A 15,149-nucleotide genomic window follows, 5' to 3' on the forward strand; every position below is an offset into this window, starting at 1 on the left:
AAAAAATGACTCCATTTCTGATTTGTAAGTTTGAAAAACAAACACTCACCAATCTTGTAAAGGAATCGTTTGGTTCCGAATTCCCTGAAATCTACAATAAAAAACAAATCGATTATATTTGGCGCTACCTGCGGGATTTAAGTTGCCAGACCGTGCTGCTAGAATCAGAATATATCGATCATGATTACCTTGAAGACTACACACGATATTATGTCAGAGGATTTAATAACTCAGGCTATAAATGCGCTAGGTTACACTTCTTTAGTTATGAGTTTGACCATGAAAACATCGATCTGATGTTGCAATCTGGCAATACAGAAGTGCATGAGTCGCTCAGACGGCATTATCTTGGGTTTGTCATCATTAAGCCCTTGCCTAAAACCTTTATTGGCAGAACCTGTCTGAAAATCTATGACTCGCTGCAAAACAGCGAAGAAAAGACTTTGCTGACACGCCAGTATGAGGCCAATCTTTTTGGCATCAATTTAGTAGTGAACAGCATCGCGTTTCAGGAGCAGGATAAAGTTGTCGCGGCCTGCTCATCCACCTCGGTGTGGTCTGCTTTGCATGCCATTCCCTGGAAGAAAACTCGTGATATTCCTTCACGCAGCGAAATAACCTCAAATGCAATAAACCACATCGATGGTTCCAGCAATAGTTTCCCCAATAAAGAACTGACCAATAAACAGATCCTTAGAGCCATCGATTCTGAAAAGCTCCGCCACATTTTTTCGGACCTGCACAATTACAGCTGGGATGCGCTACTGAAGGTGATAAAAATCCACATCGACAGTGCGCTGCCGTTGATCCTGGGTGCTCAAGTCTACAGTATAGATAAAAATAACACCCTGAAACATCAGGGGGGGCATGCTGTTACGGTGCTCGGGTATAAAGAACAGCAGAAAAAACCCGCTCTGTACGTTCATGATGACCGGCTGGGTCCCTTCGTCCGCGCAAGCTTTGTGAAACTCAACAAGTTCACTTTCCCGGACGAATTATCAGCTGGCTGGGGTGTTGTAATTCAAGAAAAAAATGATCGAAAGGGCTGGAAAAAGCCGCATGAAGTGCTGATCCCCAACAGCCTGATCTCGCTGAAACACCCTAAGGTAAGAATTTCTTACTCCTACCCGCTAAACACCTGTGAACTTATCAAAACCACGTTCCAGCAGTTTGTGGCGGCCGCACAAAAAAATCCCAAGGATAAGCTTGAAACGGAATTAACCTATACGATTAGATTACAAGAGCTGTCCAGCATCAAAGAGTCGTACAGCACTTTTGATTTCAACGTTGAGGGCGGGAACCCACCAGGAATCATTTCCGAACTGCAAAAAGATCGCGCTGATTTTCTAAGCAAAAATAATGCCCGATTCCAGTGGGTATGTTCATTTTTCTTTACGGGTAAGACACCTATTTTTGATCTGCTTTTTGATGCGACGGATATTCCACAAGGCAGTGCTGTCACGGCGATTCTGGAGAAAAATAAACAGGCATCCATGTTAATTTACCACGTCCTTGGCATCGCTCCGCCTGCAATTGCGGTCAACTTTCTCAACAATGAGCATTTTTACAGCCCATTGAAAAACATGCTCAATGTAAAAAACACCCCCATTAGTATGCTCAATGAAAAAAACATCAGCATTGAGGTATGGCTTGATCATACCTATGGAAAACTACGTGCTCCTAAATACCTCAAGGCAGAAGAATTTAATGCAAATGGCATCACAGACAATGCTTCCGTCAAAAAATTCTATGGCGTGGCCGACATCACATTATCAGAGTTCATGAAGATAGCCCCGTTAAACACAGAGCACCATCCACAGCTCATCTGGGCTATCGCACATGACGGTGCGTTGCTCATGGGTATTGAGTATAATAATCAGGGACACCCCTGCCTGACCGGCTTTAAACCCGCCCGTATTGCAGGTGAACTCTTCTTACAAGACGGAAAATACTATATCAACTCAAAATCTGGCCGGTATAGCCGGGGTTATAACAACACCGCAGACTTGCTGGGCAACGCCATCAAAAAATTCAGATCTACGTTCAGCGAAGAAAAAATTCAAATGACTCCTGTACTTCTTAATGAAGTACTGTGAAACAGGCTATCCAGCACACCAACCGACTCAGAGCAGCTTCATACTGGCGCGGTTTTTTCCGGTGAACAGGAAAGCGTGGCACTCCTTTTGCAGTGTGGCTTTGCTCGAGAGGGTATCTATACCAGCGCACATGTGGGCAGGTTCGGTCACCAGCCACAGATGGGAGATATTCAGCAGAGTTTCAGCTCGCGGATAAGGATGGTGATAGTCGACGGTAAGCCGGTGAGGTTGGCGCGGCGCAGGTTAGCCGAAGCCCATGGTGTGGGTACCGTGCTGTCTAGCATGGTCGTTCTTTTTCATGCCACTGCTGAGCCATTGCCGGTCATGATGCTGCCCTTTTATGGCAGTCAATAGCTTCCGATTCATCATGATCTGTGCTTGCTATATACTTAGGCCTTATATAAAGCATCAAACCTATGTGAGCAGCTCGATTGTAAATGTCCGCTTTTGGCACGAAGCAGCCCCAAAAGGGATTTCAATGGGCTGCTGTGAGCGAAAAAGCAGTCGGTGACAATCAAACCAGAAAGCGATATTCGACGCTATTACGGTTTAATTAACCTCATTAGGCAGTGTAAACTCAATACAACACCCTCCCAGGTCACTGCGCCTGCAGCTTACCTTGCCACCATGAGCTCTCGCGATGGAACTCACTACGGCCAGTCCCAGCCCTGAACCATCGGCTTTATCGGAACGTACACTGTCTGCACGATAAAAAGCATCAAAAATTGCTGAGATGTCTTGCGACGAGATGCCAGGCCCTTCATCTTCAACCGTCATGCGAATGTCGCCATTGATTAAATGACAGGTGATGAGGAGTTTACCAGAGTCGGAATATTTGACGGCATTACTCAGCAGCGCTGATAGCACCTGACCGATTCGAATTTTGTCCACAAAGCCAGTCACAGGTTCAGCTTCTACCACAGGTACTAGGCCTTTGCTTTCAAGTTCGTCGCGAAAGAGTTCAACGTTGGTCAGGATCAACTGATCCATATTGACGGTTTCGCGGTAAAGATAGAGCTGACCGCTGTCAGACAGACTCAAAACTCTTAGATCATCGATAAGTCTCGATAACCCTTCCGTCTGGTTAAGTAAAATCGCAAACTGCCGATCGTCCTTTTCAAATACGCCATCCAGAATGCCCTGAATCCTGCCCCGTAAAACGGTGACTGGTGTCCTCAGCTCGTGGGCGATGGCCGCATTCCATTTCTTCATTTCACTGGACATCACTTCCAGTTTATCTGCCATCGCATTGAAATCATCGACCAATAATGCCGTCTCCCTGATTTCATGAACGCTGTGTTTTGCTCTTTCGCTAAGCTGGCCTTCCGCAATCTTGCGGGCGCTCTCTGCCACCGCATTCAATGGGGTAATCACTTTGCGGGCAAAACCCCAGGCAAAACCTAGCGCAACCACGGAAGATAACAAGCCGGAAATAAGGGTTAGCACCCAGTCATGGGTGGAGGGTATCCAGCTGTACTCATAGCGGCCATCAGCAAAAACAGTGATGTAAGTACTGTAAACGATAGACAACAAAACAAGAGTACTGACTGCTACTTTAGAGGTCAGGATGAACAACTGGTACCGAATACCGGTTTTTGCCATTTCAGTCTCCCAGTCGGTAGCCAAAGCCACGGATGCTTTCTGGCACAGACGGTAATCCGGCCTGCTCAATTTTCTTTCTCAGCTTACTGATATGACTGTCGACGGTTCGCTCACTGGCGTCTCCCTCCGGCAGGCAATAATCCAGGATTTCCTGGCGCGAAAATACCCTTTTCGGATAGCGAATAAGGTGCAGGAGAATTTTGAACTCTGTGGAGGTAAGCTGGCTGCCAATATCAGTATCGGTATTTTTGATCACCACGGCGTGATGAGTGACATTGAGATCGATATGACGGGTACTGAAAGACAACAGATTTTGATCTGCGCGGTGATGGGACATGCGTCTCAGGATAACGTGAATTCTTGCTATGACCTCTGCCGGGTTGAAGGGCTTAACAATGTAATCGTCGGCACCCGTTCGCAGAGCCTGAATTTTATCGATGTCTGCATCCAGTGCAGTCAACATCATGATCGGAACATCACTGTCCCGTCTGATCTCAGTGAGCACCTGCCAACCATCAGCATGCGGCATTCGAATATCCAGGATCACAAATAAGGGAGATTCGGCATAAAAGAGTGAAATGGCTTCACGCCCGTCCTTTGCCCGGACAACTGCAAACCCTTCCTTCACCAGATACGCGGTGAGAATTTCAGCAATATCATTTTCATCTTCTGCCAGCAGGATTTTGACGTTATTCATTTTTACCTCCGATATCCACTCATTTTTTCGTGCTCCACACAATCTCCACACACCCTACACACGATATAAACATATGAATTGTATAATTATTATAGCACGAGATATCTATTTTAAATATCAGGAATTGACTGGAATGATACTAAACCGAATGACGAAAATAAGTATGTTATCCCTCTTCTGGCTTTTATCCGCCTGTGATTCAGGTTCAGAAACCGCCGCACAGACAGAAGAGATGCCAGCCATTGTGAACGTGACGACACTAACCGCTGAGCCAGTTTCCCAGGAGCACACGTTTCCGGGCCGGGTGGCAGCTTTCAGAATTGCGCAGATCAGACCTCAGGTAAGCGGCATCGTCACCGAAATGAAGTTTAACCAGGGTAGTGAATTAACACCGGGGCAGGCCTTATTCCAGATCGATCCCGCCTCGTTTAAGGCTGACGTCAACAGCGCAGCCGCCTCGTTGCAAAAAGCGCAGGCCAGCTACCGTCAGTTGCAGGCTAAAGCGAACCGTCTGGCAAAGATAAGACATACCGGCGCTGTCAGCGACCAGGATTACGAGGAGGCACTTTCCACTGCTGAACAAGCAAAAGCGGTCATTTCGGAGGCTCGTGCGACGCTTGAACGCAGACAGCTGGACCTCTCATATGCCACGGTGAAATCTCCGATTAGCGGACGAGTTGATCAAAACTTTATCACTGAAGGTGCGCTGGTCAGTGCCAGTGACAGCCAGGCCCTCGCAACGGTCCAGCAGATAGACAAAGTGTATGTCGATGTTCGCCAGCCTGCCGCTCAGATGAACGCGCTGCGAACCGCTGCAGGCACATTAGCCAGCGGCGGAAATGCAGCGACTGCGGCCATTATCTCTGCTGACGGAACGCCCTACAGCAACCAGGCCCAAATCCTTTTCACCGGTGTGAGTGTAGATGCCAGCACGGGGGATGTGGTGATGCGTCTGCTAGTTGATAACCCGGACAGAACGCTGCTACCGGGTATGTATGTTCAGGCAAAGATCACACGCCTGCTTGACCAGGACGGACTGATGGTTCCACGTGAAGCGGTGGTACGTGAAGGTGATAAGACATATGTCTGGCTCAACGAGCAGGGTAAAGCGAAAGCGGTCAAGGTTGAGCTGGGAGAAGCCGTTGGCGCTAATTTCTTCATCAGAAATGGTCTTAAAGCAGGCGATCGGTTAGTTATCAAAGGCATGAGCCGGTTACAGGAAGGGATTTCGCTGCAACTTGCACAGAGCGCACATCCGTAACCATATTCTCACTTTTATCCAGGATTCGTTATGCCTCAGTTTTTTATTAATCGCCCGGTCTTCGCGTGGGTCATTGCCGTGTTTATCGTGCTGTTCGGGTTGATTGCTATCCCCAAACTGCCTGTCGCCCGCTATCCATCGGTGGCACCGCCCAGCGTCAGTATTTACGCCACCTATCCGGGCTCAACGCCCGAGATGATGAACAACAACGTCGTCGCACTAATTGAGCGCGAACTGTCTTCGGTTAAAAACCTGCTCTACTTCGAGTCCTCCAGCGATACCACCGGACAGGCAACGATTACGGTCACCTTTAAGCCGGGCACGGATCCAGACCTTGCTCAGGTTGACGTTCAGAACCGTATCAAAATTGTCGAACCCAGGTTACCTCAGGTGGTGCGTCAGAATGGCCTGAATGTCGAAGCCTCTTCATCCGGCTTCCTGATGATCGTCGGCCTGTCATCAAAACAGGGTCAGATGTCGGAGAGTGATTTAAGCGACTATCTCTCCCGCAACATGATTGAAGAACTCCGCCGCGTTGAAGGCGTGGGGCGCGTCCAGTTATTTGGTGCTGAGAAAGCCATGCGCGTCTGGATTGACCCCGTAAAACTCAATCAGTACAGCCTGTCCGTGAGCGATATCAGCCAGGCGATAACGGCTGAGAACGCCCAGATATCCCCTGGCCGAACGGGTGACTCTCCCGCCGTTCCGGGCCAGCAGGTCACCTATCCTTTATTGGTTAAAGGCCAGCTCAGTTCACCTGAAGAATTTGGCAATATCACGCTGAGATCAAACCGTGATGGTTCGCGCGTGGTGCTTTCTGATGTCGCTCGCCTGGAACTGGGGCCACAGAGTTACACCTTCTCAACACGTGAGAATGGACAAATTTCAACAGGTGCGGCTATCCAGCTTGCACCGGGCGCTAACGCGGTCAGAACAGCCGAGCAGATTAAGCTGCGCCTTGACGATCTGAGTAAGGCGATGCCTCAGGGCATGCAGTACACAATTCCCTTTGATACGACACCTTTCGTAAAAATCTCCATTGAGAAAGTGGTGCACACCTTTATTGAGGCGATGGTGCTGGTCTTCCTGGTGATGTATCTGTTCTTACAAAATATCAGGTACACCTTTATCCCCGCCATCGTGGCACCCATTGCTCTGTTGGGGACTTTCACGGTGATGTTGATGTCAGGCTTTTCCATCAACGTGTTGACCATGTTCGGCATGGTTCTCGCCATCGGCATCATCGTCGATGATGCCATCGTGGTGGTTGAGAACGTTGAACGAATCATGGCTGAAGAAGGACTGGGGCCGAAAGAAGCGACGCAAAAAGCGATGAAGGAGATAACCGGAGCCGTCATCGGCATCACACTGGTACTGAGTGCCGTATTTATCCCGATGGCGATGGCAACGGGTTCGGTTGGGGCAATCTACCGGCAGTTCACTCTGTCGATGGCCGTCTCGATACTCATCTCCGCTTTCCTGGCGCTCAGCCTGACGCCTGCGCTTTGCGCGACACTGCTGAAACCGGTAGATAACAACGCACATGAGAAGCAAGGCTTTTTCGGCTGGTTTAACCGTAAATTCGCGGCCATGACTGACCGTTACGAAAGTGGCGTAGCCAGAATGCTTAAGCGCGTTGGGGGTTCACTGGCGGTCTACGCGGCACTATGCCTTGTTTTGTTCTTCTCCATGCGAAGTGTTCCCTCCTCCTTCCTGCCAGAAGAAGATCAGGGGTACTTCCTGACCTCCATTCAGCTGCCTTCCGATGCTACGGCGGAGCGCACTTTGGGTGTGGTGAAAGAGTTTGAAAATACCGTGCTGGGCAGAGAAGGCATAGAAACTAACCTTTCCATCATGGGGTTCAGTTTCTCCGGTTCCGGGCCTAACTCAGCGCTGGCGTTTACTACGCTGAAAGACTGGGGAGAACGTCATGGCGCGACAGCAGCGTCTGAATCCGGCCATGTTCTGGAAACGTTGTACGGTCATCCTGACGCTGAAATTTACAGCCTGATGCCCCCCGCGATAGATGAGCTCGGTAACTCCTCTGGTTTTGCCATGCGCCTGGAAGACCGGGCAGGTAAAGGGTATGCCGCGCTCGGTGAAGCAAAAGATAAACTGCTAGAGCTGGCTGCGGGCAGCAAAGTCGTTCAGGGTGTCTATATTGATGGCCTCCCTGATGGTCAGGTGATTAACCTGCAAATCGACCGTCAGAAAGCCTTCGCACTGGGCGTTCCATTTGATGAGATCAGCCAGACGTTGTCTGGGGCATTAGGCTCACTTTACGTCAATGATTTCCCTAACGCTGACCGTATGCAGCAGGTCATCATTCAGGCTGATGCGCCATTCCGTATGCAGCCAGAGGATATTCTCAAGCTGTACGTCCGCAACGTTAACGGCGGCATGGTTCCACTCTCCGAATTTGTCCAGGCAAAATGGGAGAATTCACCGCTGCAGTTGGTACGTTATAAGGGCTACCAGGCCATTAAGATCACCGGCAATGCAGCACAAGGCTATTCAAGTGGGGACGCCATCAAAGAGATGGAACGCCTGGCTGAGCAGTTACCGGAAGGCTTTGCCGTGGAGTGGACGGGCCTTTCATTGCAGGAACAGCAGTCGGCCTCAGAAGCGCCAATGCTGATGGTTCTTTCTATGCTGGTTGTTTTCCTGGTACTGGCTGCACTTTATGAAAGCTGGGCAGTTCCGCTGTCAGTCATGATGGTCGTTCCTCTGGGTCTGCTGGGCGCAGTGCTGGCCGTTGTGATGCGGGATATGCCGAACGACGTGTTCTTCAAGGTCGGCATGATTACCATCATCGGCCTGTCGGCAAAAAACGCCATCCTAATTGTCGAGTTCGCCAAACAAATGCATGAAGGCGGGAAAGGTTTGCTGGAGTCCACTCTGGAAGCCGCAAGAATGCGTCTGCGTCCGATCCTGATGACTTCTCTGGCATTTACCCTTGGCGTGGTTCCTCTGATGATCGCCAGTGGGGCCAGCGCGGAAACACAGCATGCCATCGGCACCGGTGTTTTCGGCGGTATGGTTAGTGGGACACTACTGGCTATTTTCTTCGTGCCTGTTTTTTACTTCTCGGTCATGAAAGTCGTCGGGAAATTTACCCGTAAAAAAGCGTAATACAGCGAGGGCATGTCTACGGATATGCCCACATTCTGGAGGACAAATGTCATCAGTTCAGACGTATAATCAGAGCATCATTGATGAACTCATTGGGTGGATCGCACAACAACAAGACAAGTCGCTCACGACCGCGACAGTTGCAGCACGCGCGGGGTTTTCTCAATGGCATATGCAGAGAGTGTTTAAGCAACACACCGGTGTTCCTCTGGGAAAATATATCAAGGACATCAGGCTGGGTAAGGCAGTGCTCGAGTTAATTCAAGGGCGTGAAACCGTCATTATTATTGCTGTTAAATTCGGCTATGAATCCCAGCAAACTTTCACGCGAGCGATAAAGAATCATACGGGGTTGAATCCAGGCGAAATTAAGAGACTGCCTGACGCTCAAAAACTCCGCCTGAAGAATACAATTCTGAACCTGCATCATGAGCATGTTGAAAGGCGGCTCTAAAATCCCGCATATGGCCACGAAATCTAACCACCGAAGCCCGACTCAATCGTCAATCAGCCCCTGCGCTTTCAGGAAATCGAGCGTTTCAGATTCCAAACCGCCATCTATACCGGACATTGACGCGATCAGCGTAAAATCAATCGTATTGGGGGTTCACATGGAAAACGGAAAATTCCGAGAGGGTCTGCGCGAAGAATTCACGCAGGAGACGCTTAGAAAGTTGGAAATATTACTTCTAAGTAGACATGACTGGCAGCTTTGAGCGTAAAGCAGACGGCTGCCTCATATTAATCATTATGCTTTGTTTTGAAAACGTACACGGGGACTGATATCATCTAACTTGAGAAATTTTAATGAAAGAGACGCCCATTTTATCAAAAATATCTAAATTTAATTATGTGTTTTTCCATCCATTTACATAAGAAATCTATCATATTAGGTATTTTATTCTAATTAATTTCTACGTTCTAAGAAGTTTTTTGTGAATTTTAAAAGGAGAGAAAAGTGTCAAAGTTGAGTGTGGTTTACAACAGTATTCTTATTATTGAGTCACTACCTGAGAATGATTACAAGACAGGTGCGGTTTTATCCAGCATGTTAAAAAAATCACATCCTGGTCATTCAGGAATACAATATATTCCGGTTGCATCTAAAGGTGGTTTCATAGATTTGATGAAGGAAATCAGATTTTTGATGCAGAATAATCAGGGATTTAGACCGATTATTGATATCGAAACTCATGGTAATACAAATGAAATTGGGTTTGCTGATGACTCTCGTATGCCATGGAAAGAATTAATGGATATCTTTAGAGGGTTAAATGAAATTAGCAAGAACGAACTTGTTGTCTTCCTTGCTTGTTGTAAAGGTTATCACTTTATTAAATCAACAACTATTTCAAATCATTCCCCATGTGGTTATCTGTTTTCCCCTCAAGAAAAAATATCTGTTCCCAATGTTCTCAATGCAACAGTTGAATTCTTTAATGAAATAACAGTAAATGGGGATTTAGATGTGGCAGCTGATTTAATGAAACAACGAGGCATTTATTGTTTTAAATCGGAAATATTTTTTCTTAACGCTCTAACCATTGCCTTAATTAAAGATTTTGAGGGTGAGAACAAAATGAGCACAGACTCCGAAAGAGAAAATTTAATAAACAATCTTTCTAATACTTATCTGGGCGGCGTAAAAGATGATTACACAAAGCATGTGATTAAGTGCTTCCATGAGCATGTAAGTAAATAGCCTAATTGCACTCAGCATGATGCAATCAATGTCCGCTCTTGGCACATAGCCGAAAGTCAGATTACGCGATACGACTGTTAACAAGAATACCAGTTCGTTGATGACCTATAACTAATATCTCTAAGTAAAATATTACCAATGCAACGCTTTTTTCTGTCCCCATCCATAGCGTTAAAATTTAGTGCCGTTAGGGGACAGATAATTGTACTAAGTATTTAACGTTCTAGTTAATGATTTTTATATTATATTTGGCCATCTTTACGGCCAAATATAATTACCCTACTATGAAACATTCTTTAACTTGGGTTTGGTAATAGTATCGATAAAATCCCCATACCACTTCAACATTTCCCTACGTTGCTCCAGATACTGCGCATGGTTGTACGTGCCACGAATGGTGTTTTTATCCACATGAGCAAGTTGTAGCTCAATCCACGCTGTGTTATAGCCTTGTTCGTGCAGGATAGTACTCATCGTGTGCCTAAAACCGTGCCCCGTAGCCTTCCCGTGATACCCCACCCTTTTCAGAACCTGATTGATACTCGCCTCACTCATTGGCTTAGTGATATCGTTACGCCCAGGAAATACCAGATTGTAGCGACCTGTCACTGCCTGGATTTCACGTAGTGCTGCCACAACCTGATCGGACAATGGCACCAGATGTGGGCGGCGCATCTTCATCCTTTCGACTGGTACTTCCCAAACCCGCTTTTCGAAATCGAACTCTTTCCATTCAGCCATGCGGAGCTCAATGGTACGAACGCCAGTTAGCATCAGAATCTTTGTTGCTAGCCGAGTTATAGGGCTACCGGAATAAGCGGCGAGAGCCTCTAAAAAAGCAGGAAGTTCATCCGCTAACAGGTGAGGATAGTGCACAGATTTTGGCGGAGTTAGTGCGCTTGCCAGTTCTGAGGCTGGGTTAGATTCAGCGCGCCCCGTGACAATGGCGTAACGAAACACTTGGTTGCAGGCCTGACGGATTTTTCGCAGCTTGTCGAGGACACCACGTTTTTCGAGTTTACGAAGTGAACTGAGGATCTCCAGAGGCTTTATCTCTGCAATTGGGCGTTTACCGATATCCGGAAAGATATCGTTTTCAAACGCTTCCATAATGTCTTCGGCATAACCCTTCGACCAGTTAGGACGTTTGTACTCATGCCATTCAAGCGCGATAGCTTTGAAGGTGTTTTCTACCGTCGCTTTGCGAGCTTGTTTATCAACCTTTTTCTGTTCACTAGGATCGATAGCGTTAGCGACTTGCCGCTTAGCGTCATCTCTCCGCTGCCTGGCTTCAGATAAAGAAATTTCAGGATAGATACCCAACGCCAGCATCTTTTGTTTGCCGTCAAATCGGTACTGCAAGCGCCAGTACTTAGATCCATTAGGATGCACCATCAAATGCATCCCTTCGCCATCAGTAAGCTTGTAAGGCTTCTCTGTTGGCTTTGCACTTCTTACCTTCACATCGGTTAAGGCCATTTGTGGCTCTCCGTTGCTGGCTGTTGGTATAAGATTTCATTGAACGAGGATGTACCATCACATATACCAACAAATAGTACTTGATGTAGGTTGATGTCGATAGAGCCAGGTAGACTTAAGACACTCTAAAATAAGCTAATACGCTGAATTTTAGGCATAAAAAAAGACGTCAGTTGACGTCTATTTATTTCGAAATGGTACGCCCTACAGGGCTCGAACCTGTGACCTACGGCTTAGAAGGCCGTTGCTCTATCCAACTGAGCTAAGGGCGCATTTGATATTTACCGCAGCATAGAACGCTGCTGGCAGTCAGTTGCGGGTTGGATTATACGGGCAGTCGCCTTTGAGTCAATGGCTTTTCGCCTTACGGTTTATCAACTGGCTATTTAATCGTTAATTAATCGTTATTATACGCCTGACAGCACGCCCCGCTTCTGACAAAATAGGCAGATTCCCGCTTTTTTAATTGATGGACCCTTCCACTGATGTCAGCGAAAATTATAGATGGTAAAACGATTGCGCAGCAGGTACGAAACGAAGTAGCTGCGTTGGTACAGAAACGTTTAGCTGCGGGTAAACGTGCCCCTGGCCTTGCTGTTGTGCTAGTAGGTGAAAATCCAGCCTCACAAATTTATGTCGCCAGTAAACGTAAAGCCTGTGAAGAAGTGGGTTTCGTTTCCCGCTCTTATGACCTGCCGATGACCACCACGGAAGCCGAGCTGTTAGCATTGATTGATTCACTGAATGACGATAGTGAAATAGATGGGATTCTAGTACAACTGCCACTGCCCGCGGGTATTGATAATGTCAAAGTCCTGGAACGTATTCACCCGGATAAAGACGTGGATGGCTTCCATCCCTACAATGTTGGCCGCTTGTGTCAGCGGGCGCCTAAACTCCGCCCTTGTACTCCACGCGGCATCGTGACACTGCTAGAGCGTTATGATATCCCGACTTATGGTCTGAATGCTGTCGTGGTAGGGGCATCCAATATTGTCGGCCGCCCGATGAGCCTTGAGCTATTACTGGCGGGTTGCACCACTACCGTCACTCATCGGTTTACCAAAAATTTGCGCCAACATGTCGAAAATGCAGATTTATTAGTCGTTGCTGTCGGTAAACCCGGTTTTATTCCCGGTGAGTGGATAAAACCCGGTGCTATCGTGATTGATGTCGGCATTAACCGCTTGGAAAGTGGTAAAGTAGTCGGTGATGTAGAATTTGATGCCGCCGTTGAGCGTGCGGGTTGGATTACACCGGTTCCCGGTGGCGTCGGGCCGATGACCGTTGCAACACTGATACAAAATACCTTGCAAGCCTGCGAGGAATATCATGACATCAACGAAAATAGAGTGAAAGGACAGTAATGGACATTTTTCATTTGGAAAAACACCCGCACGTCGAACTGTGTGACTTATTAAAGTTGCAAGGTTGGAACGATAGCGGTGCCTCAGCAAAAGCCGCCATCGCTGATGGGCTGGTAAAAGTCGACGGGAATGTGGAAACGCGCAAGCGCTGCAAGATCCTGGCTGACCAGATTGTTGAGTTTCAAGGTATGAAAGTACAGGTTAAAGCCTAATAACCTCAGCAACGGCGAGTTTTAGCTGGTTATTGCGAAAAACTGCCGTTGTAGCAGTTATAATATATGGGCAAAAAAATGCGGTTACTGGTCAACACCAGAACCGCAATTTTTTTAATCTTATACCCGTTATACTTTAAGCTGCATGTGCATTGGCTGCCTTCCTGCAACTCAAATTATTTAGGGTACCGTTAACCAGTTCCGTATTATTTACGACGCCAGGTTGTCCCTTGCGGGCCATCTTCCAACACAATCCCCAGCTCATTCAATTGATCACGGGCAGAATCTGCCAGCGCCCAATCTTTACTACTGCGGGCATCGTTGCGCTGTTTAATAAGAGCTTCGATTTTTGCCACTTCGTCGTCGTCAGTCTGCGCCCCACTTTGCAAAAACAGTTCTGGATCTTGTTCCAATAATCCCAGCACATGCGCCAGTTTACGCAATTCAGCCGCTAACGCATTTGCCGCGGTCATATCTTCAGCTTTGAGGCGGTTTACTTCACGGGCGAGATCAAACAGCACCGAGTAGGCCTCTGGAGTATTGAAATCATCATCCATTGCCGCACGGAAACGCGCTTCAAACTCAGCACCACCAGCCGGCGCTGCATTCACGTCAGTCCCGCGCAGCGCGGTGTATAAGCGCTCTAAGGAAGCACGTGCTTGCTTGAGATTTTCTTCGCTGTAATTAAGCTGGCTACGATAATGGCCGGACATCAGGAAATAACGCACGGTTTCAGCATCGTAATAGGCCAGCACATCGCGGATAGTGAAAAAGTTATTCAGGGATTTCGACATTTTTTCTTTGTCGATCATCACCATACCGGAGTGCATCCAGTAATTCACATAAGGGCCATCATGCGCACAGGTGGATTGTGCAATTTCATTTTCGTGGTGCGGGAACATCAAATCAGAGCCGCCGCCGTGAATATCAAAATGCGCGCCTAACTGCTTGCCGTTCATTGCCGAACATTCAATATGCCAACCAGGGCGGCCCGGCCCCCAAGGTGATTCCCAGCTAGGTTCGCCGGGTTTGGACATTTTCCACAAGACAAAATCCATCGGATTGCGTTTAACATCAGCCACTTCAACTCGCGCGCCCGCTTGCAACTGGTCCAGATCTTGACGAGATAACAAACCATAATCCGGATCACTTTCAACAGAGAACATAACATCTCCATTTGAAGCCACATAAGCATGCTTGCGGGCAATCAAGCGCTCGGTCAGCTCAATAATTTCTGGGATGTGATGGGTAGCGCGCGGTTCTAAATCTGGGCGTTTGAGATTCAATGCATCAAAATCTTTGTGCATTTCAGCCAACATCCGCGTAGTCAGTTGCTCGCAGGTTTCATTGTTCTCAATGGCACGTTTAATAATTTTATCGTCAACGTCGGTGACATTGCGGACATACGTCAAAGAGTAACCTAAATAACGCAAATAACGCGACACAACGTCGAAAGCGACAAAAGTCCGCCCATGCCCAATGTGACACAGGTCATAGATGGTGATCCCGCATACATACATACCTATTTTACCGGCATGAATAGGCTTGAATTCCTCTTTTTGGCGACTCAGTGTATTAAAAATCTTTAGCATTGGGACATT

12 protein-coding genes and 1 tRNA gene are annotated in these 15,149 nt (G+C 47.5%); 8 read left to right on the top strand and 5 right to left on the bottom strand.

Features of this window, described 5'->3' with window-relative positions:
• Positions 1–5: 5 nt before the first annotated feature.
• Both OP863_RS13930 and OP863_RS13935 read left to right on the top strand, forming a co-directional pair.
• Positions 6–2,096 (top strand): hypothetical protein, encoded by a 2,091-nt coding sequence (locus OP863_RS13930; protein WP_265525419.1) that lies wholly within the window; start codon positions 6–8, stop codon positions 2,094–2,096.
• 75 nt (positions 2,097–2,171) lie between these two features.
• Entirely contained in the window at positions 2,172–2,450 is a 279-nt protein-coding gene (locus tag OP863_RS13935) for a hypothetical protein (protein ID WP_263700421.1), read from the top strand.
• Between the two features lie 195 nt (positions 2,451–2,645).
• Here OP863_RS13935 and OP863_RS13940 read toward each other — a convergent pair whose 3' ends face one another.
• Both OP863_RS13940 and OP863_RS13945 read right to left on the bottom strand, forming a co-directional pair.
• Positions 2,646–3,698, bottom strand: a complete 1,053-nt coding sequence (locus OP863_RS13940; protein ID WP_265525420.1) for an ATP-binding protein — start codon at positions 3,696–3,698, stop codon at positions 2,646–2,648.
• 1 nt (position 3,699) lies between these two features.
• Complete coding sequence (locus OP863_RS13945; protein WP_265525421.1) at positions 3,700–4,395, bottom strand: response regulator; 696 nt, start codon at positions 4,393–4,395, stop codon at positions 3,700–3,702.
• Positions 4,396–4,543: 148 nt separating this feature from the next.
• Here OP863_RS13945 and OP863_RS13950 point away from each other — a divergent pair, with 148 nt between their 5' ends.
• The 4 genes from OP863_RS13950 to OP863_RS13965 all read left to right on the top strand — a co-directional run bounded on the left by OP863_RS13950 (position 4,544) and on the right by OP863_RS13965 (position 10,490).
• A complete protein-coding gene (locus OP863_RS13950) occupies positions 4,544–5,656 on the top strand; it encodes an efflux RND transporter periplasmic adaptor subunit (protein ID WP_265525422.1) in 1,113 nt (370 codons plus the stop codon).
• A gap of 30 nt (positions 5,657–5,686) precedes the next feature.
• Complete coding sequence (locus tag OP863_RS13955) at positions 5,687–8,788, top strand: efflux RND transporter permease subunit (protein ID WP_265525423.1); 3,102 nt, start codon at positions 5,687–5,689, stop codon at positions 8,786–8,788.
• A 46-nt stretch (positions 8,789–8,834) separates the two neighbouring features.
• Positions 8,835–9,242 (top strand): helix-turn-helix domain-containing protein, encoded by a 408-nt coding sequence (locus OP863_RS13960; protein ID WP_265525424.1) that lies wholly within the window; start codon positions 8,835–8,837, stop codon positions 9,240–9,242.
• A 504-nt stretch (positions 9,243–9,746) separates the two neighbouring features.
• Complete coding sequence (locus OP863_RS13965; RefSeq protein WP_265525425.1) at positions 9,747–10,490, top strand: hypothetical protein; 744 nt, start codon at positions 9,747–9,749, stop codon at positions 10,488–10,490.
• A 282-nt stretch (positions 10,491–10,772) separates the two neighbouring features.
• On the opposite strand, the gene OP863_RS13970 is transcribed toward OP863_RS13965, so the two are convergent.
• Together OP863_RS13970 and OP863_RS13975 are read right to left on the bottom strand one after the other, a co-directional pair.
• A complete protein-coding gene (locus OP863_RS13970) occupies positions 10,773–11,969 on the bottom strand; it encodes a tyrosine-type recombinase/integrase (RefSeq protein WP_263700420.1) in 1,197 nt (398 codons plus the stop codon).
• Positions 11,970–12,164: 195 nt separating this feature from the next.
• Positions 12,165–12,241, bottom strand: a tRNA-Arg gene (locus tag OP863_RS13975).
• Between the two features lie 213 nt (positions 12,242–12,454).
• On the opposite strand from OP863_RS13975, the gene folD reads away from it, so the two are divergent.
• Both folD and ybcJ read left to right on the top strand, forming a co-directional pair.
• The gene (gene folD, locus OP863_RS13980) at positions 12,455–13,336 is read left to right on the top strand and encodes a bifunctional methylenetetrahydrofolate dehydrogenase/methenyltetrahydrofolate cyclohydrolase FolD (protein WP_038631653.1); all 882 of its coding nucleotides are present in this window, start codon (positions 12,455–12,457) and stop codon (positions 13,334–13,336) included.
• Complete coding sequence (gene ybcJ, locus OP863_RS13985) at positions 13,336–13,548, top strand: ribosome-associated protein YbcJ (protein ID WP_038631651.1); 213 nt, start codon at positions 13,336–13,338, stop codon at positions 13,546–13,548. The genes folD and ybcJ overlap by 1 nt, the downstream gene beginning before the upstream one ends.
• 206 nt (positions 13,549–13,754) lie before the next feature.
• On the opposite strand, the gene cysS is transcribed toward ybcJ, so the two are convergent.
• A complete protein-coding gene (gene cysS, locus OP863_RS13990; RefSeq protein WP_145588464.1) occupies positions 13,755–15,140 on the bottom strand; it encodes a cysteine--tRNA ligase in 1,386 nt (461 codons plus the stop codon).
• Positions 15,141–15,149: the final 9 nt, after the last annotated feature.

It is taken from the genome of Yersinia sp. SCPM-O-B-9106 (C-191), assembly GCF_026183365.1.
Taxonomy (GTDB): domain Bacteria; phylum Pseudomonadota; class Gammaproteobacteria; order Enterobacterales; family Enterobacteriaceae; genus Yersinia; species Yersinia rochesterensis.